This window comes from Natrinema salifodinae, assembly GCF_900110455.1.
In the GTDB taxonomy this organism is placed as follows: Archaea; Halobacteriota; Halobacteria; order Halobacteriales; family Natrialbaceae; genus Natrinema; species Natrinema salifodinae.
Map to the genome: position 1 here is coordinate 264,095 of NZ_FOIS01000005.1, position 15,361 is coordinate 279,455.

General features: G+C 63.8%; 21 protein-coding genes and 1 pseudogene. 8 read left to right on the plus strand and 14 right to left on the minus strand.

Features of this window, described 5'->3' with window-relative positions:
• Positions 1 to 52: 52 nt before the first annotated feature.
• The 11 genes and pseudogenes from BMY29_RS19330 to BMY29_RS19370 all read right to left on the minus strand — a co-directional run bounded on the left by BMY29_RS19330 (position 53) and on the right by BMY29_RS19370 (position 8,216).
• Positions 53 to 453: pseudogene (locus tag BMY29_RS19330) on the minus strand (universal stress protein).
• Positions 454 to 566: 113 nt separating this feature from the next.
• Positions 567 to 929, minus strand: a complete 363-nt coding sequence (locus BMY29_RS21525; protein ID WP_241471274.1) for a hypothetical protein — start codon at positions 927 to 929, stop codon at positions 567 to 569.
• Positions 913 to 1,656, minus strand: coding sequence for an ATP-binding cassette domain-containing protein (locus BMY29_RS21530; protein WP_241471275.1), 744 nt, complete (start codon positions 1,654 to 1,656; stop codon positions 913 to 915). Before BMY29_RS21530 ends, BMY29_RS21525 begins: the two co-directional genes overlap by 17 nt.
• 76 nt (positions 1,657 to 1,732) lie before the next feature.
• The gene (locus tag BMY29_RS19340) at positions 1,733 to 2,740 is read right to left on the minus strand and encodes a potassium channel family protein (protein ID WP_049989970.1); all 1,008 of its coding nucleotides are present in this window, start codon (positions 2,738 to 2,740) and stop codon (positions 1,733 to 1,735) included.
• A 129-nt stretch (positions 2,741 to 2,869) separates the two neighbouring features.
• Positions 2,870 to 4,000 (minus strand): MBL fold metallo-hydrolase, encoded by a 1,131-nt coding sequence (locus tag BMY29_RS19345; RefSeq protein WP_049989971.1) that lies wholly within the window; start codon positions 3,998 to 4,000, stop codon positions 2,870 to 2,872.
• Positions 4,001 to 4,341: 341 nt separating this feature from the next.
• Positions 4,342 to 4,746 (minus strand): helix-turn-helix domain-containing protein, encoded by a 405-nt coding sequence (locus tag BMY29_RS19350; protein ID WP_049989972.1) that lies wholly within the window; start codon positions 4,744 to 4,746, stop codon positions 4,342 to 4,344.
• A gap of 66 nt (positions 4,747 to 4,812) precedes the next feature.
• Positions 4,813 to 5,781, minus strand: coding sequence for a sulfite exporter TauE/SafE family protein (locus BMY29_RS19355; protein ID WP_173424900.1), 969 nt, complete (start codon positions 5,779 to 5,781; stop codon positions 4,813 to 4,815).
• A gap of 29 nt (positions 5,782 to 5,810) precedes the next feature.
• Entirely contained in the window at positions 5,811 to 5,960 is a 150-nt protein-coding gene (locus BMY29_RS21280; RefSeq protein WP_173424899.1) for a DUF7512 family protein, read from the minus strand.
• A gap of 93 nt (positions 5,961 to 6,053) precedes the next feature.
• Positions 6,054 to 6,542 (minus strand): YeeE/YedE family protein, encoded by a 489-nt coding sequence (locus BMY29_RS19360; protein WP_049989973.1) that lies wholly within the window; start codon positions 6,540 to 6,542, stop codon positions 6,054 to 6,056.
• On the minus strand, positions 6,539 to 7,033 hold the full coding sequence (locus BMY29_RS19365; protein ID WP_049989974.1) for a YeeE/YedE family protein: 495 nt from the start codon (positions 7,031 to 7,033) through the stop codon (positions 6,539 to 6,541). The genes BMY29_RS19360 and BMY29_RS19365 overlap by 4 nt, the downstream gene beginning before the upstream one ends.
• Before the next feature lies 1 nt (position 7,034).
• Positions 7,035 to 8,216, minus strand: a complete 1,182-nt coding sequence (locus tag BMY29_RS19370) for an MBL fold metallo-hydrolase (RefSeq protein ID WP_049989975.1) — start codon at positions 8,214 to 8,216, stop codon at positions 7,035 to 7,037.
• A gap of 204 nt (positions 8,217 to 8,420) precedes the next feature.
• Here BMY29_RS19370 and BMY29_RS19375 point away from each other — a divergent pair, with 204 nt between their 5' ends.
• From BMY29_RS19375 to BMY29_RS19385, 4 genes are all read left to right on the plus strand, one after another.
• Positions 8,421 to 8,669 carry a sulfurtransferase TusA family protein gene (locus tag BMY29_RS19375; RefSeq protein ID WP_049989976.1) on the plus strand — a complete coding sequence of 83 codons (249 nt, stop codon included), beginning with the start codon at positions 8,421 to 8,423 and terminating at the stop codon, positions 8,667 to 8,669.
• Entirely contained in the window at positions 8,666 to 9,250 is a 585-nt protein-coding gene (locus tag BMY29_RS19380; RefSeq protein WP_049989977.1) for a DsrE/DsrF/DrsH-like family protein, read from the plus strand. Before BMY29_RS19375 ends, BMY29_RS19380 begins: the two co-directional genes overlap by 4 nt.
• A gap of 105 nt (positions 9,251 to 9,355) precedes the next feature.
• Positions 9,356 to 9,565 carry a DUF2270 domain-containing protein gene (locus tag BMY29_RS21755; protein WP_160290096.1) on the plus strand — a complete coding sequence of 70 codons (210 nt, stop codon included), beginning with the start codon at positions 9,356 to 9,358 and terminating at the stop codon, positions 9,563 to 9,565.
• A gap of 81 nt (positions 9,566 to 9,646) precedes the next feature.
• Positions 9,647 to 10,918 (plus strand): MFS transporter, encoded by a 1,272-nt coding sequence (locus BMY29_RS19385; protein ID WP_049989978.1) that lies wholly within the window; start codon positions 9,647 to 9,649, stop codon positions 10,916 to 10,918.
• A gap of 206 nt (positions 10,919 to 11,124) precedes the next feature.
• Here the strand turns inward: BMY29_RS19385 and BMY29_RS19390 are convergent, their stop codons facing one another.
• From BMY29_RS19390 to BMY29_RS19405, 3 genes are all read right to left on the minus strand, one after another.
• Entirely contained in the window at positions 11,125 to 11,577 is a 453-nt protein-coding gene (locus BMY29_RS19390) for a universal stress protein (RefSeq protein ID WP_049989979.1), read from the minus strand.
• Positions 11,578 to 11,848: 271 nt separating this feature from the next.
• The gene (locus tag BMY29_RS19395) at positions 11,849 to 12,211 is read right to left on the minus strand and encodes an SHOCT domain-containing protein (protein WP_049989980.1); all 363 of its coding nucleotides are present in this window, start codon (positions 12,209 to 12,211) and stop codon (positions 11,849 to 11,851) included.
• A gap of 244 nt (positions 12,212 to 12,455) precedes the next feature.
• The gene (locus BMY29_RS19405; protein ID WP_049989982.1) at positions 12,456 to 12,890 is read right to left on the minus strand and encodes a universal stress protein; all 435 of its coding nucleotides are present in this window, start codon (positions 12,888 to 12,890) and stop codon (positions 12,456 to 12,458) included.
• 192 nt (positions 12,891 to 13,082) lie between these two features.
• Between BMY29_RS19405 and BMY29_RS19410 the strand changes: the two genes are divergently transcribed.
• The 4 genes from BMY29_RS19410 to BMY29_RS19425 all read left to right on the plus strand — a co-directional run bounded on the left by BMY29_RS19410 (position 13,083) and on the right by BMY29_RS19425 (position 15,348).
• On the plus strand, positions 13,083 to 13,337 hold the full coding sequence (locus BMY29_RS19410) for a universal stress protein (protein ID WP_081985449.1): 255 nt from the start codon (positions 13,083 to 13,085) through the stop codon (positions 13,335 to 13,337).
• Between the two features lie 114 nt (positions 13,338 to 13,451).
• Complete coding sequence (locus BMY29_RS19415; RefSeq protein WP_049989984.1) at positions 13,452 to 13,937, plus strand: Lrp/AsnC family transcriptional regulator; 486 nt, start codon at positions 13,452 to 13,454, stop codon at positions 13,935 to 13,937.
• Between the two features lie 122 nt (positions 13,938 to 14,059).
• Positions 14,060 to 14,527 carry a response regulator gene (locus BMY29_RS19420; RefSeq protein WP_081985450.1) on the plus strand — a complete coding sequence of 156 codons (468 nt, stop codon included), beginning with the start codon at positions 14,060 to 14,062 and terminating at the stop codon, positions 14,525 to 14,527.
• Between the two features lie 185 nt (positions 14,528 to 14,712).
• The gene (locus tag BMY29_RS19425) at positions 14,713 to 15,348 is read left to right on the plus strand and encodes a class I SAM-dependent methyltransferase (protein WP_049989985.1); all 636 of its coding nucleotides are present in this window, start codon (positions 14,713 to 14,715) and stop codon (positions 15,346 to 15,348) included.
• Positions 15,349 to 15,361 lie beyond the last annotated feature (13 nt).

Below are 15,361 nucleotides of genomic sequence, written 5' to 3' on the forward strand. Positions count from 1 at the left end.
TCGATTCATCGACGTCGATCGGACCCTAGCGCGAGACGCTGGCCAGCGAAATCTACTCGATGAGCAACACGGGAACCGGCGCCTCCTTCGAGACTCGTTTCGAGACGCTCCCGTAAACGAGATGATCAAGTTCCCTGTGTCTCCCCATGACGATGAGATCGACGTTGTGATCGGCCGCGTATCGCAGGATCGCGTCCGCTCGAAGTCCGTGCGTCACCACGCGCTCGACGCGGTCGACGCCCTCGTCGATCGCGCGATCGGCGACGTAATCGACCGCTTGCCGACCGACCGTTTCGAGATCCTCGAAGGTGATTCCGGGGGCGATCGCGGCGGAGTTGATCACGTAGAGGACGTGCAGCGTCGCGCCCTGGTCGCTCGCGAGTTCGATCGCTTCGTCGATCGCGCGTTCCGTGCCCTCGTGGCCATCGGTCGCAGCAGTACGTTCTCGTACATGTCATCACCGCACGCCGACGATTCTAATAATATCCTCTCGAGTTCCCCCACAATTATCAAAAATACGGCATTCGGTCGTCGCGGCTGAGGCGGGCGGCGGAAGAGGGAGAGAATCACCCCGCGAGATCCTGACGCTCGAAGTATTCGCTACTGGCGACGACGAGGACGACGACGGCGGACGAGAGGACGGCAAGATCCGCCCACGAGACGTCACCGGCGACGAGGATCGCGCCCGGATCGAAATACCGCGAGAACGCGATATCGCCGAGCCACTCGTAGTCGGTATCGAACGTAAACGTATCGAGCAAGAACAGGCCGAAGACCGATCCGGCGCCGACGGTCTGCGCCCGCCGAGCGGACTCGAACGCGACGGAGGCCAGCAGGCCGACGCCGGCGCAAGCGAGCAAGTACGCGACCGCGTACGCGTGGACGGCGAACAGATCGATCACGTCGATCGACTCATCGACGAGTTCCACGCCGAGAGCAACCGCGAGGAAGGTGATCGCGTTGACGAGGACAACCCCCGGAACGAACGAGAGGGACTTGCCGACGACGAACCGGGTTCGCGTCACCGGCAGCGAGAGCGTCAGCCCGACTGTCCGCGTTCGACCTCCCGGCGATCGACGGGGCGGCGGCGTACGCGTGGTAGATCGCGAGCAACAGGACCCACCCGAACTGGCAGAGCTGCGAGACCAGGTACCCCTCGATCGTCGTCAGCGTGGTCACGTTGCCCACGAACGCGCGACTCGCCTCCGGGGGCAGCGACTCGAGGTAGGCGTCGAGATCCGCGCCCGTCTCCTGGATCGACGGGAAGAGCCCGACGGTGAGCGCGATCAGCGCGATCAACGCACCGGCGAGCATCAGCGAGCCGCGGAGCCGACCGAAGTAGCCGAGCACCCGCGCTCCCGTCACGCGCCGGTAGAACGTGACGTCGCTCGGCAGATAGCCGAGGTGGCGCTTCGCCTCGCGCAGTTCGGTTCGGTCGGTGGCGTCGCGTCCCAGCAGTCGGGCCTCGCCGTCGGTGGGTTTCAACAGGCCGAGCAGGACTCGGATCGCCGTCGACTTGCCCGCGCCGTTCGGGCCGAGGAAGCCGAAGGTTTCGCCCTGATCGACGGCGAACGTGAGGTCCTCGACACCCCGGACGTCCCCGTAGTACTTCGTCAGCCCGTCGAGTTTGATCGGCGGTGAACCGGCGCTGGACACGTCCCGAGCGACGACGGCTCACACCTTATACATGCGCGGTGGAGTCAGTTATCGATATTGCGGGGTATTCGGACCGTCACTCGCTTTCCGCGGCCTCCGACGGCCACCGTCGCGCGTCGGATTCGACCAGGCCGAGCAGCGTTCGCCGTCGGTCGCGCACGTCCCGGAGGGACTCGGCGAACTCGTCGTCCGAAACGGTCGGAATCCCGGCCTCGCGAAGGGGCGTAAGCGCCGGGGCGGGCGGGGTGCGATCCGCGGGGTCGATAAACGCCTCGTGGAGGGTTTCGAGGTAGCGCTGAACGCTCGCACGAGCGGTCCGGAGGACGATTTCGTTGGGCCGGTCCTCGCTGGGGATTCCGAATCGGTAGAGCGTCAGCGCCTCGTCCAAAATGGCGATTTCGACGACCGGGGCCCGCGCGGCCTGCGTGCTGTGAAAGTAGTGCAGAATCGGGTACGCCTTGTGATTCGCTGTCAGCGTGTTCAGTTGCGTCGCGATCGTGTCCAGCGGGTGGTCGAGCGCTCGAAACGTCTCCCCGTTCCAACTCCGCCGAACGATAGCCTCGCTTCGCGTCCCGAGTCCGTTCACGTTGTTGGCGAACGCGCGCTTCTGCGTGACCGCGTCGAGGACTGACAGCGTGTAGGTGACGCTCAACGTGATGAAGAGCAGACCGCTGGCCGTCGCGAGCGTGGTGACAAATTGCCAGCGGCCCGTCCGCGGTACGAAGTCACCGATTCCTAACGTGAATATCGTATACCCCGTGAAATAGAAGCGATCGGCCCACGAGACGGGTCCTCGGTGAAGCGTATCGACGAGGGCGCGCTCGGCGCTCGCGAAGAGCAGTGTCCACCCGCTCCAGAGCAGGAGGATCCACATCGCGAGACTCAGAACGAAAATCACCACGCCGGAGAGGCTACGCAGCCACGGATTCTCGCTCCCGAGTCTGCGAAGCGTTCGCCACGTCCACGCCATCACGCGGGACGTGAGCGGACCGGCGCCCCCCTCGACCCAGAGCGTCGTCCAGAGGAGATCGACGACGGTCCCCGCGAGCAGTACTGCGCCGAGCGCGAGATAAACGACGTTCATGTGTGACGTAAATCGATAGCGCCGTTTCTACCCTCTTATAACCGAAAGAACGTGTCGGGCGTCGGCCCTCCGTATTCCGATTGTCCGATCGGGAACGCGGAGAGACGCGAACGGAGGGGACCGACCGCGTTAGTTCGCGGCGCAGTTGTTCGGCCCGAGCTCGAGCGCCTCGACGTCGTCGCCTGGTTGCTCCTTGCCCCAGTTGATCTGCTTGATCTCGTTGTAGTTCGCGGGTTCGTCGGCGAGGCTCTCGACGATGGTTTCGACGAACGCGTCGTCGTCGCCGCTCTCGACGTAGCTCAGGAGTTCGTTCGTCGTTTCCGCCCGAAGCGCACCGAGTTCGGTGGCGACCGGGCGCATCGATTCGTCGTTGAAGTGGCCGGGCAGCACGACGGTTTCGTCGTCCAAGTCCGTCAGGTGGGCGAGACTCTCGAACAGTTGGCCGGCGGCCGCACGGACCGCCTCTTCCTCGCCGTCCTCGAGGTCGGGGCGGCCGACGCTGCGGAGGAACAGCGTGTCCCCGGAGAGCAGCGCGTCGCCGACCCGGAGCGAGACGCTCCCGGGCGTGTGACCGGGCGTGTGGATCACGTCGAGGGACCGCTCGCCGACGGGGATCGTCGCTTCGTCTTCGAGTTCCGTCACCCTGTCGAGTTCGACGGCGTCGTCCCCGTGAAGGTAGTAGGGCACGTCGAGTTCGCCGGCGAGCCGCCGAGCGCCCGAGACGTGGTCGGCATGGGCGTGCGTGTCCGCGACGCCGACGATTTCCAGGTCGCGCTCGTCGGCCGCGTTCAGGTACCGGTCGATGTACTGACTCGGATCGACGACGACGGCCTCACCGTCGTCGTGGACGAGATACGAGACGCAGCCCGTCCCGGGGCGGACGATTTGGACGACGCCGTCGACGCTGTCGATTTCGTACTGCCTGTGGACGCGGCCCCAGCCGTTCATCCCGTCGTCGATCGACTTCGCGTCGAACCCGTGCTCGCGAAGGAAGTCCGCGGCGCGCGCCGACGTGATGCCGGCGACGCACACGGTCGCGATCTCCGTCTCCGTGGGCAGTTTATCGAGGTGCGTCTCCAGCGTGGAGTAATCGTGCTCCAGCAGCTCGTCGTAGACGGGAATGTTCGTGCTGCTGTCGATGTGCCACTCGTCGTAGTCGTCTTCGTTCCGAACGTCGAGGACGAAGAGGTCCTCGGCGTCGCCGTCGCTGTGGATGCGACGGGCGACTTCGTCGGGGTCGAATTTAGTATTGCTCGTCACACCCAATACTACGGGATGCTCTCTATTAAATCAGTTGGTCAGTACGCTCACCTGTTGGCAGCGGATTCTTACTCGGATGGAACGCGCCGATAGTGACGGTTAGCAGTGGGAGATAGATATCTCTCGGGCCACTGTATCGACCGACACCGCATAGAGCGGCGTCACTGATTGTCCGCAGTACGGTCACAGCTACGAATCACTGTCTTTCAGCCCTTCGCAGCGAAAATCCGACCGATTAGAATCGACAGTGCGGTAACAGCCGTCTTTCACCGCTTCTCTCTCCCCTTCTCTACTCGATCCTTTCGGCGATCCGACGGGAGGCCGCCGAGAATTGCACCCGATTAGCCTTCGATCGGCGGCGACTGTCCGGGCTCATCGGCGTACTTCTCGCCGAATTCGCCGATGAGCTGCCCCATCTTCGCGTACCAGTCGTTGAGCATCCGCTGCATCTCCTGGGTGATTTCGTCGGCATCCCGCGGATGATAGACGTGGTAGTACCCGCCCTGCTCGTAGTTGACCTGGTCCTTCTGGAGGAACCCGGCCTGCAGCAAGCGTTTCACGGAGCGGTACGCGGTCGACCGTTCGCGCTCGATGTGATCCGCAATCTCGTCGACCGTGAGCGGTTCGTCGACGTCGTTCAGCAGCCTGAACACGTCCTTATCGATCTCCTTGAGGTCGTGGAAACACTCCAGCAGCCCCTCGCACTGCATATCCTGCCGAAGCATTTCGCCCATTGAGTCGGCCATCAGTTGGCCGTACTAGGGGGCGAACACTCAAAAGTATTTGTATAGACGGTACAATACTGTGCCCGGCTACGACGAGACCAGGCGACACCACCGCCCGGAGGTCTCGCGCCGGAGGGAGCAGACGGCGGCGAGTACGATCACCGTGCTGACGAGGACCGTCGCCCCGAAGATGAGGACGACACTCAGCGCCGTGAGTGCCGCCAGGTCGAGCGACGTTCCGAGCTCTTTCGCCCCGACCGAGAGGCTTCCCGCCAGGAGCATCGCGGCGAAGTAGCCCTTGATCGCGTCCTCGTCGACCAGTTTCGTCGCGCTGGCCCCGATGCGCGCGCCGAGCGCGCTCCCGGCGAGCAACGACCCGACGACCGGCAGCGCGACCGAGCCGGCCTGCGCGTAGACGAACGCCCCGTATGCGCCGGAAACGGTTATCTGAAGGATGTCGGTGCCGACGGCGACCGTCGCCGGAACGCCGAGGCCGTACATCATCGCCGGCATGAGAAGGAATCCGCCGCCGACGCCGAGAAACCCGGAGAGGACCCCGATTGCACCGCCGACCGCGAGGACGATCCACACCGAGACCCTGCCGTCATCGGCCAGCGTGACCGTGGGTGGGAGGCGGACCGCTTGGACGTGATCGGCGAAGGTGCGGGCACCCGATTCGTCGCGCTCGCTGCGCGCGTCCCGTAGCGTGAACAGGCCCACGATAGCGAGCAGCCCGACGTAGGCGACACTGACGACCAGATCGGCCGAACCGAGCTCCTCGAGCAGGAAGACGACCCGCTTGCCGACCTCGATGCCGGCCGTCATTCCGACGGTCATCAGCGCGGCCAGCTTGTAGTCGACCTGGCCGTGGTCGCGGTGTTTGAGCGCACCGATGACGCTCGTTCCGAAGACGAACGCCAGGCCGCTGCCGACGGCGACCTTCGCGGGGTACCCCATCACCAGCAGCGCCGGCGTCACGAGGAACGACCCGCCCATCCCGAAGAACCCGAAGAGGATGCCGATCAGCAGGCCGAACCCGACGAAGACCGCGATCATCGCGATGCTCAGTCCGAGCAGTTCCACGGCTAGTCACCTCGCAGCGCGTTGCGAGCGGTCGGGCCGGCGAGCCGCGTCATCGCTCCGTACCCGACGTACAGTGCGATCGCTTCCGCGAGGACGAGTCCGACCGTCATCGCGGCCTGCGCGGATCCGCCAAGGGTTTCGAGGCCGAACATTTCAACCGTCTGCCTCCGTATTGCTCGGTATTTTCACTAGCGTACTATACTGTTGCCGAAACGGTGATGACGAATTCTGTCGAATCATGGCGATCAGTTGGACGGTATCTCCGTTGCGGGCTCGGATTCGGACGCCGACTCGGCGGCTGCGGAACTCGGCGTCCGCCAGTAGCCCTGTGCGTACGCGCCGAGGAACATCCCGGCGATCGCCCACAGGATCGGATAGTTACCGATGCCGACGCTCGCGTAGGCGGCTCCGGGACAGATCCCGGAGAGACCCCAACCGACACCGAAGATCGACCCGCCGATAACGACGTTCCGATCGAAGGATTTCAGCCGACGCGTGTACTCGCTCGCAGTCAGCGGTGCCTGGTCGAGGTACCGCGTCGCGCCGGCGAACGTGAGGCCGGTCACGACGGCGGCCCCGCCCATGACGAACAGGAGTCCGAAGTCCTCGAACTGGAGGAAGTCTAACACGACCTCCGGACGGGCCATGCCGCTGACGGCGAGCCCGAAGCCGAAGAGCAGGCCGCCGGCGTAGATGACCGGCACGAACCACGGGCTGCGCCCGGCCGAGTTCATGGTGCCACCCCCACGGCCTGGACGAGTTGTGCGGTCCCGACCGCGACGGCGAGGAACGTTGCGACGTTCACGAGCGACGTGGACGACAGCGATCCGACGCCGCAGACGCCGTGGCCCGACGTGCACCCTTTGCCGAGGCGCGTGCCGATGCCGACGAGGAACCCGCCGCCGAGCAGCCGCCACCACTGGACGTCGGTTGTCCAGACGGCTCCCTGAAACAGGACCGCGTACGCGGCGGCGCCGCTGACGATACCCGCGGTGAACACGAATCGCCAGCCCCGCGACTGAATGTACGTGAAGCGGTTGAACCGCGGAACGTCGGAGACGTACGAGAGCGTCGACTCGAGGAACGTGCTCGCCCCCGCGATGATGCCCGTCGCGAGGTAGATGACTGCGGCACCGAGCCCGACGAGCAGTCCGCCGAGGAGATACAGCAGGACCCCTCGCGGGAAGAGTTCGCCGAGCGCGAGCGGCGGTGTGAACTCGATCATTTCAGTTCGTCAGCGCCTCCTCGCTCGCCGCGCAGTTGTTCGGACCCAGTTCGAGTTCGAACGCCTCCTCGTCGTCGGGCGACTCCCGCCCGAGGTTAGTCGCGATGATAGCCTCGTAGTTGGCCGGTCGCGGTGGCATATCCGAGACGATGAACTCGACGAACGTCTCTTCGTCCATCGACAGTGCATCCATCCCGTCCGCCAATTCGCCCAGCTCGGCCGTGTACGTCCCGTCGTCGTTCGGCGTCGCTGAGTCACTGAAGTGTGCCGGTGCGACGATCGTGTCGTCGGACCGCGATAACACCGTCTCGGTGAGCGATTCGTACAGCGTCCGCGCCGCGTTCCCGGCCGCTTCGGGATCCTCGAGATCGGGGCGGGCGACGCTCTCCGTGAAGAGGCCATCACCGGTAAACAGCACGTCATCGACTGCGTACGCGGTCATTCCCGAGGTGTGACCGGGCGTGTGAACGACGTCGATCGTCGCGTCGCCGACGGTGAGTATATCGCCGTCCGCGACGGTCTCGACGGGCTGATCGTAGTCGACACCGCGGTCCGCGGCGGGTTCGGGAACGACCGCGGTCGCATCCGTCCGCTCGGCGAGGTCGCGAATGCCGGAGATGTGATCCGCGTGGATGTGCGTGTCGAGTGCGTACGTGAGTTCGGCGCCGAGATTCCGAAGGTCCTGAACGTACTCGTCGGTGAACGCGCGAAGCGGATCGATGAACGCAGCCTCGCCGTTCGAGACGATTAGGTACGCGAGACAGCCGCTCGACGGTCGTCGGTACTGCGCGATCGTCGCGTCGCCGTCGGTATCGAGTTCGGTGTACTCATAGATGCGCGCCCAGCCAGTCATCCCGCGTTCGAGGTGGGCAACGTCGTACCCCTCTTCCTCGAGGGTTTCGGCGACGAGTTCGCTGGAACCGCCTTTCGCACAGACGACCGTTATTTTTCGGTCCGCGGGAAGGTCCTCGCGGAGAGCCGTCGGAAGTCCGTCCAGTAGCTCGAAGTAGGGGGAGTTCACGATCTCGACGTTCTCCCCGTCGATGCGCCACTCCTCGAAATCGCCTTCCGAACGAACGTCGAGGAGGAACACCTCCTCGCCGCCGTCGATCCGCTCTTTCAGCTCTTCGGGCGTGATCGATTCGATTGCGTCCCCGTCGTCGGGGCGGTTTCCGGTAGTCATCGTCACCGTCTTCTACAGACGGGTCGGCAATAAGGCTTTGCATAGTATTTCTAATATCACACAATACTAATACCCAAATAACGGCGCTAATCGGCCAGATATGCGTTTCACTCGATTATTTGGTTCGTAGTTGTGCTGTATCAGTGTACTACTAACGATACGCTTTTATCGGCGGAAGCAATATTGGGCGATGAAGTCAATACCATGACCGAATACGATATCACCGAAACGCTCGACGTGACGGGACAGAACTGCCCGATGCCCGTCGTCAAGACGAAGCAGAACATCGACGGACTCGACGAGGGAACGGTCCTCGAGGTCCTGGCGACCGATCCCGGAACCATGAGCGACATCGCCGGCTGGGCGGAGACGACCGACGGCGTCGAACTCCTCGACCAAAACGAGGGAGACGATGTCTTCGCACACTACGTCCGCAAGACGGAGACCCGATGAGCACGGATACCACACAACCGACGGGTGCCGACGACGAGACCCGCTCTCGCGCGGAACTCGAAGCACGCGTCGCCGAACTCGAGTCGCGACTCGCTGACGTGGAGAACAAGCTCGACGACGGACAGCCAAAGCTGTCCATCATCGCGACGAAAGGCACCCTCGATATGGCGTACCCGCCGCTCATCCTTGCGAGCACCGCCGCGGCGTTCGGGTACGACGTAACGGTCTTCCACACGTTCTGGGGGCTGGACATCCTCCACGAGGAGAAATCCAAGAACCTACGGCTGAGTTCGGTCGGGAATCCGAACATGCCGGTCCCGAACGCGGTCGGGGCGCTCCCCGGCATGGATCGGCTGACCACGTCGCTGATGGAAAAACGGATCGAGGACAACGACACGGCGTCCATCGAAGAACTCATCGAAACCTCGCTCGAGATGGGCGTCGGGTTTCAGGCGTGTCAGATGACGATCGACCTCCTGGACTACGACGAAGCCGACTTCTACGACGGCGTTACCGTCGGTGTCGGCGCCGCCACGGCCATTCAGGACATGGCCGAGGCCGACGTTCAACTCCTCATCTAACGCCGGCCGATACATATCCGATTCAGTACATGTTCCGCTACCACGGAGATCGACCCGACCGACGCGGACCACAGAGCGATGGGAGCAGGGCTGGTAGAAGAACCTATGAAACCGAGCTCTGCGACGGCTCATCGCTACCGGAGCGACGACAGTTGGCGGAGCAGGGCCAGAAATCGGCGGGCGACCGTCTTCGCCGACGGACTCGCCTCCTCCGCCGGCCGTCCCGACTCCGCCTGGCGCGACCATTTGCGTCGGGAGTATCGGGAACCGACGAGCAAGAGCACCGCCGAGGAACCCGTCGAAAATGATGGCTGAAAGACGGACCCGCCGGCTCACTGACGACGTGGCCGACCTCGAACGGCGTCCGACCGTTTCCGGTGGACTGCCGAACGCACCGTGAGCGAACCGGTTCTCCGGCAGGGCATCCGCGAACACCTCGGACAGTTCTCGCTGCACGTCCTGCTAGTGTTCGCGACGGGGCTCACCATCGGGTCCGAGCGGACCGTCGTGCCCGTCTTAGGCGAGGACGTCCTCGGCGTCGAGTCGTTTTTCGTCATCGGCTCGTTCGTCGTCTCCTTCGGGTTCGTCAAAGCGCTGCTCAACCTCTACGCCGGCAAATGGGGGGAGGAGTACGGGCGCAAGCCGGTGCTCGTCCTCGGTTGGATCACCGCGCTGCCGATTCCGGTGATCCTCATCTACGCACCCAGCTGGAGCTGGATCACGGTCGGGAACGTTCTGCTCGGAATCAACCAGGCGCTGACCTGGAGCATGGCGATCAACGCCAAGATCGATCTCGCGGGACCCGACCAGCGGGGACTCGCCGTCGGGATCGACGAAGCGTTCGGTTACACCGGCGTCGCCGCGGGCGCCTGGCTCACGGGCGTCATCGCCGGCCGAACGAGCCTCCGTCCGGAGCCGTTTTACTTCCTCGCCGTCGTGGTCGTGCTGGCGGTCCTGATCTCGGTTTTCCTCATCGAGGAGACGGTGCAGTTCGCACGGATGGAAGGGGACGACGACCACTACGACGCGGACCTTCCGTTCGATGAGGTGCTGAAGCGGGCGACCTACGGCGACCGGACGCTGTTCGCGGCGGCACAGGCCGGGCACGTCGAAAACTTCGTGGATACGCTGTTCTGGATCGCGGTGCCGCTCTATCTCACGAGTCAGGGGTTAGAAATCGCGGCCGTCGGCGTCGTCGTTGGCGTCCACAGCGCAATGTACTTCCTTCAGATCGCGACCGGCGGCCTCGCCGATCGCATCGGCCGCCGACCGCCCGTCGTCGCGGGGATGTTCCTCGCCGGAGGGGGCGTCCTCGGGATGGTGCTCGTCGAGGGCTACCTGCCGTGGGCGCTCCTGTCCGCGATTTCCGGACTGGGGATGGCGCTGCTCTATCCGAACCTGATGACCGTCCCCGGCGACGCGGCCCACCCGTCGTGGCGCGCGGCCGGAATGGGCGTCTATCGGATGTGGCGGGACGCCGGCTACGGCGTCGGAGCGATCGTCATCGGACTCTCGATGGAGTTCGTGGGCGTCGCGGCCGCGTTCCACGTGACCGCGATCTTGATGTTCCTCTCCGGCGGGATCGTCTACCTGTGGATGGAAGAGACGCACCCGGACTTCGGCACGCACGAGCCGCCAGCCCCTGCCACGGAAACGATCCGCGAGTAAGGGACCGCTCAGCGAGACGCGTTCTCGATCGCTAACTACTATTTCACCGCGCGGTATCCAAAGCGGAAGCCGTCGCCCCCGACCTCACCGCGAATTTCGCGCGAAGATCCAACTACCGACCCGTGTTACTATCCGGACGGTCGAGACGTCAGCCGGGATCGCTAATTCGTCGTTGACGACGGACGATGCCGGTCTCCGCCGGGACGCTAGTCATCCTCGGCCGGCCGCTCGTCCCGAATGATCGTCACCGATCCAGGCGATCGCCTGGCGACCCGTTCGGCGACGCTTCCCAGGAGGTATCGTTCGAGTCCGCGCCGGCCGTGACTCCCGAGGACGACATGGTCGACATCATGCTCCTCGGCGTAGCTGACGATCGTTTCGGACGCCGTTCCGACTTCCGTCGCCGTCGTAATCTCCGCGTCGTACTCGCGAGCGATCGCCTCGGCCTCGGCGATCACCGCCTCGGCGGCCGCCTGCGATCGTTCGAAGGCCTCTTCGGCGTAGAACACGCCGTCGATCCCGTCCGCGCCGGCCCACTCCCAGGGATCGTTCACGTAGAGGACGCGGATCGTCGCGTCGTCGTACGTCGAGAGCGCGTGGCGCAACGCGGCGGCTGCCTGCGGCGATTCGTCGAACGCGACCAGTACTGTGGGCGTCATACGTCTCCGGTCGACGACCAGCGATAAATCGTCCAATCATAGCGCGAGGACATATCGGTCTCCAGACCGGACAGACGGGCGACGGACTGACGGAGCGCTCGAGCGCGAACGCGAAGTCCAGGCCGACGACGAGCGCAACGCTCGACCGTGTGCTACCGCGGCGTTCATACCGAATCCGGCGGATTCCCCGCGATCAGCACTGGGATCCGGTCGTGACGACCCGACGGTCCGTGTGCGGTCGTGCCGTCCGCGCCCGAACCCATCGCGACCGTCATTCGTTCCGTCTGAGCTTCTCGCGCCGCGTCTCGAACTCCTCCTCGGAGAGGTCACCGCGCGCGTAGGCCAGGCGCAGTTCCTCGAGGGCCGGATCGATCGACCCGGTCGCCGACGAGCCTCCGGCCACGAGGCCCCGGTACAGGAGGTAGCCGATGCCGACGAAGACGACGAGCCAGACGAGCATCATGCCGATGCCCCAGAGCGGGGAGAACCGAGCCGTTCCGCCGTCCCACCACCATCCCATCATTCCCATCATCGGCATGGCGACGACCATCAGCAGCATCGGGAGCAAGACCAGCACCGCGAGGACGAGAAGGACGACTCGGAGCGTGCGGTCGGCGGTGGACTCTGTCGACATGTCTGAGTGTAGGACTACTGACGAGATAAAGGAATCCCCCGTCGCATTCGCTGGCACCGTGACGAGAGGTGAGCGCGCCGTCTGGCTGACGAGCTTGGGCAGGGCGTTCGAGCAGGCTCGGTCGGCTCTCTCGAAGCGGGCTGATCGGATCGCAATCGTAGGGAACGGGCCCGAGTAACCGCACTCAGCCGATCGACGGCGCTACAGGGGGCGCGCCCGAGGCGTGACTCGAAGGAATCCGGAGTTATCGAACGACCGTCACCGGAACCGGCGCTCGTCTGATTACGGTTTCGGCGACGCTCCCGAGGAGGATCCGTGCGACGCCGGATCGCCCGTGACTGCCGATGACGATGTGGTCGACGTCGTTCTCGTCCACGTACTCGAGGATCGTTCGAGCGGGTTGCCCGGTTTCGACGACGGATTCGAGGACGGTCGTTTCGAGGATCCCCGCGTCGTCGGCCCGGTCGCGCGCCTGGTCGCCGAGTTCGTCGCCGCGCTCGAGCGCCCGTTCGTAGGCCTGCGCGTCGTAGTAGCTATCGTAATCGCCGTACATGCCTTCGATCGGATCGACGACGTGGAGCGTCGTGATCGCCCCGCCGTCGTAGTTCGAGACGGCGTAGTCGAACGCGGCCCACGATTGCGGCGATCCGTCGAGTGGGACGAGCACGTGCGTTGCCATACTGAATCCACGCTCCGAGCGCACAAGAACCCCGACCAGAGCGTTCCCTAAAGCGCTCGATTCGAGCCGGATTTCCGACGGATGACGAATGACGGATAGAACCACCGGGGCAGGCGTCGGAGAGACACGGGCGGCCTCGAGAAAGCATTCGTCGAACGACTCGAAGCACAGGGAACCGACGCGGTCGACGACATCGCGGCCGAGTTCGACGAGAGGGCCCCCGAACTGGACGTGACGACCGCCGTCGTCCGGACGACCTCGTTCGAGGGCGTCGCCGCCGGCATCCGCGAGTACGTCGCCGACCACAACATCGACTGTCTCGTCGTCGGATCGCACGGTCGGTCGAACCTCCGGAAACAGCTTCTCGGCAGCGTCACGTCGACCCTGATACGAACGGTCGACGTCCCGGTGCTGGTCGTCCCCCGCTCTTCGGACGTGCGCGAGTAGACCGACGGGCTCGGAACGGGGCCGGCGGCTACGCCATGCCTCGCCACGGTTGCACGAGACTCGCATTCACACGTTAGCACAACGTATATTTGCAGATACAGGTAAACGGTGGATATGTCCGGAACCGAGCCCGAAATCGACGAAGTGGATCGGGGTATCCTCCACTTTCTTCAGAAAGACGCTCGGAACAACGCGACCAGAGAGATCGGTGAAGCGGTCGGCGTCTCCGCTGGAACCGTTCGGAACCGTATCGAGAAGCTCGAAGAAGCCGGCGTCATTCGGGGATACGTTCCCGATATCAACTACGAAAAGGCGGGCTATCAATTGGTTATTCTATTCACATGTACTGCGACCAACCCGTCGGAGACGCTTGCCAAAGACATTCTCAGCACACACGGCGTCGTCACGGTGCGGAAGTTGCTCGCCGGAGAAGAAAACTACCACGTGACGGTCGTCGGCACCGATACGGCCGACGTCTCTGAAATCGCCAATTCGATCCGCGAATCCGGACTCGAAATCGTTCGATCCGAGGTTCTAGATGAGGAGCTCGTCCAGCCGTTCAACCACTTCGGGGAAGACGTTCCCCGCGACGATGAATGAAGGGTCTTGTTAGGTAAAGTTTGTTGGGATATCTACGAAATAAGCAGCGAACAGCTGATTGATTTCGCGATTGCATATTTTTGGGCGAGGGGTTATATCCCAACGCCGGGTGGGTGCTCGTAGTGGATAGTACACAGACTCAGACGAAGACCGGTCAACGTACAGGTAACAGTTCTCTAGACATTTTGCTCGTCGAAGATAATCCGGGTGACATCCGCCTCACTCGAGAAGCGCTCACCGAGGCGGATCTGGAGTATTCGCTCGACGTCTTCACGAACGGAGAGAACGTGCTACACTACCTTTCGGAGAACGTCCCCCAGCCGTATCCGGATCTCGTCTTTCTCGATCTCGATCTTCCCGGAAAAGACGGCGACGAAATTCTCGAAACGATGAGAGACGACTCGCAACTCAGGAATCTACCCGTAATCGTTCTCACGAGTTCCGAATCCAGGGAGGATATTAGACGCTGTTACGAAGCGACCGCCAACGCGTACGTGACGAAACCGACGGACCACGATCGATTCATTACGATCATGGAATCGATTGCGCAGTTCTGGGTCGAGCAAGCGGAGTTACCGCCGGACCCGTAACCGGGTACGTTCGACAGTGTTAGATCACTCGCCTACGGTCGATGGTGCTCCGACCGAGTGCAATCGAACGACCGAAGTATTGATCTATATGGGAAATACTACGGCGAGCCTCGGGTCGCCTCGCCAGCGCCGAGCCGACGGTCGCGACCAAGAACTTTGCCCGAGCACGGAAAACGTTCCATCCGATGGGCTCTCGACGCACCGTTCGATCGCTCGCCGTTGCAGGCGCACTCGCCGTCCTCGCCGGTCTCGGGTACGCGCTCTGGTGGCGACGGAACCCGACGCCCTGTCCGTATTCGCAGCGACGCTGGGTCGACCTTCCCCGGCCGATCCTCACTCGGTCCAGCGTCCGTGACGTCCTCGATCCGCGGCCGGGAGAGCGGATTCTCGAAATCGGTCCTGGAACCGGCTACTACACGGGAACCGTCGCACGGGCGATCGGGCCGGCGGGAACGCTTCACGCCGTCGACGTCCAGCCCGAGATGGTCGAGCACCTGCAAGCGCAGATGCGCGAACGAGGCGACCGGAACGTCGAACCGATCGTCGGGGACGCGCGAGCGCTTCCGTATCCTGACGACAGCTTCGACGCCGCGTACCTGGTCCTCGTGCTCGGCGAGATTCCGGACCGAGAACGCGCGCTCGCGGAACTCCACCGCGTCCTGAAACCGGGCGGCCGTCTCGTCGTCGGTGAACTGCTCCCCGATCCCCACTTCGTTCGTGCCGGAACGCTCCGGCGCCGCGCCGAAGGGCAGGGCTTGCAGTTCGATGAGCGCGTGGGAACGCGCGTCGGCTACGTCGGCTCGATTTCCGTTCCGACGTAGCCCGACTGGTTCG

What these genes read in the sequence shown, in the direction of transcription:
- BMY29_RS19375 (WP_049989976.1), top strand. Translation starts at nt 8,421, where the DNA reads ATGACCGAATACGATATCACCGAAACGCTCGACGTGACGGGACAGAAC.
- BMY29_RS21280 (WP_173424899.1), bottom strand. Translation starts at nt 5,960, where the DNA reads ATGTTCGGCCTCGAAACCCTTGGCGGATCCGCGCAGGCCGCGATGACG.
- BMY29_RS19380 (WP_049989977.1), top strand. Translation starts at nt 8,666, where the DNA reads ATGAGCACGGATACCACACAACCGACGGGTGCCGACGACGAGACCCGC.
- BMY29_RS21755 (WP_160290096.1), top strand. Translation starts at nt 9,356, where the DNA reads ATGAAACCGAGCTCTGCGACGGCTCATCGCTACCGGAGCGACGACAGT.
- BMY29_RS19365 (WP_049989974.1), bottom strand. Translation starts at nt 7,033, where the DNA reads ATGATCGAGTTCACACCGCCGCTCGCGCTCGGCGAACTCTTCCCGCGA.
- BMY29_RS19390 (WP_049989979.1), bottom strand. Translation starts at nt 11,577, where the DNA reads ATGACGCCCACAGTACTGGTCGCGTTCGACGAATCGCCGCAGGCAGCC.
- BMY29_RS19350 (WP_049989972.1), bottom strand. Translation starts at nt 4,746, where the DNA reads ATGGCCGACTCAATGGGCGAAATGCTTCGGCAGGATATGCAGTGCGAG.
- BMY29_RS19370 (WP_049989975.1), bottom strand. Translation starts at nt 8,216, where the DNA reads ATGACTACCGGAAACCGCCCCGACGACGGGGACGCAATCGAATCGATC.
- BMY29_RS19340 (WP_049989970.1), bottom strand. Translation starts at nt 2,740, where the DNA reads ATGAACGTCGTTTATCTCGCGCTCGGCGCAGTACTGCTCGCGGGGACC.
- BMY29_RS19405 (WP_049989982.1), bottom strand. Translation starts at nt 12,890, where the DNA reads ATGGCAACGCACGTGCTCGTCCCACTCGACGGATCGCCGCAATCGTGG.
- BMY29_RS19355 (WP_173424900.1), bottom strand. Translation starts at nt 5,781, where the DNA reads ATGATCGCGGTCTTCGTCGGGTTCGGCCTGCTGATCGGCATCCTCTTC.
- BMY29_RS19395 (WP_049989980.1), bottom strand. Translation starts at nt 12,211, where the DNA reads ATGTCGACAGAGTCCACCGCCGACCGCACGCTCCGAGTCGTCCTTCTC.
- BMY29_RS19425 (WP_049989985.1), top strand. Translation starts at nt 14,713, where the DNA reads ATGGGCTCTCGACGCACCGTTCGATCGCTCGCCGTTGCAGGCGCACTC.
- BMY29_RS19415 (WP_049989984.1), top strand. Translation starts at nt 13,452, where the DNA reads ATGTCCGGAACCGAGCCCGAAATCGACGAAGTGGATCGGGGTATCCTC.
- BMY29_RS19360 (WP_049989973.1), bottom strand. Translation starts at nt 6,542, where the DNA reads ATGAACTCGGCCGGGCGCAGCCCGTGGTTCGTGCCGGTCATCTACGCC.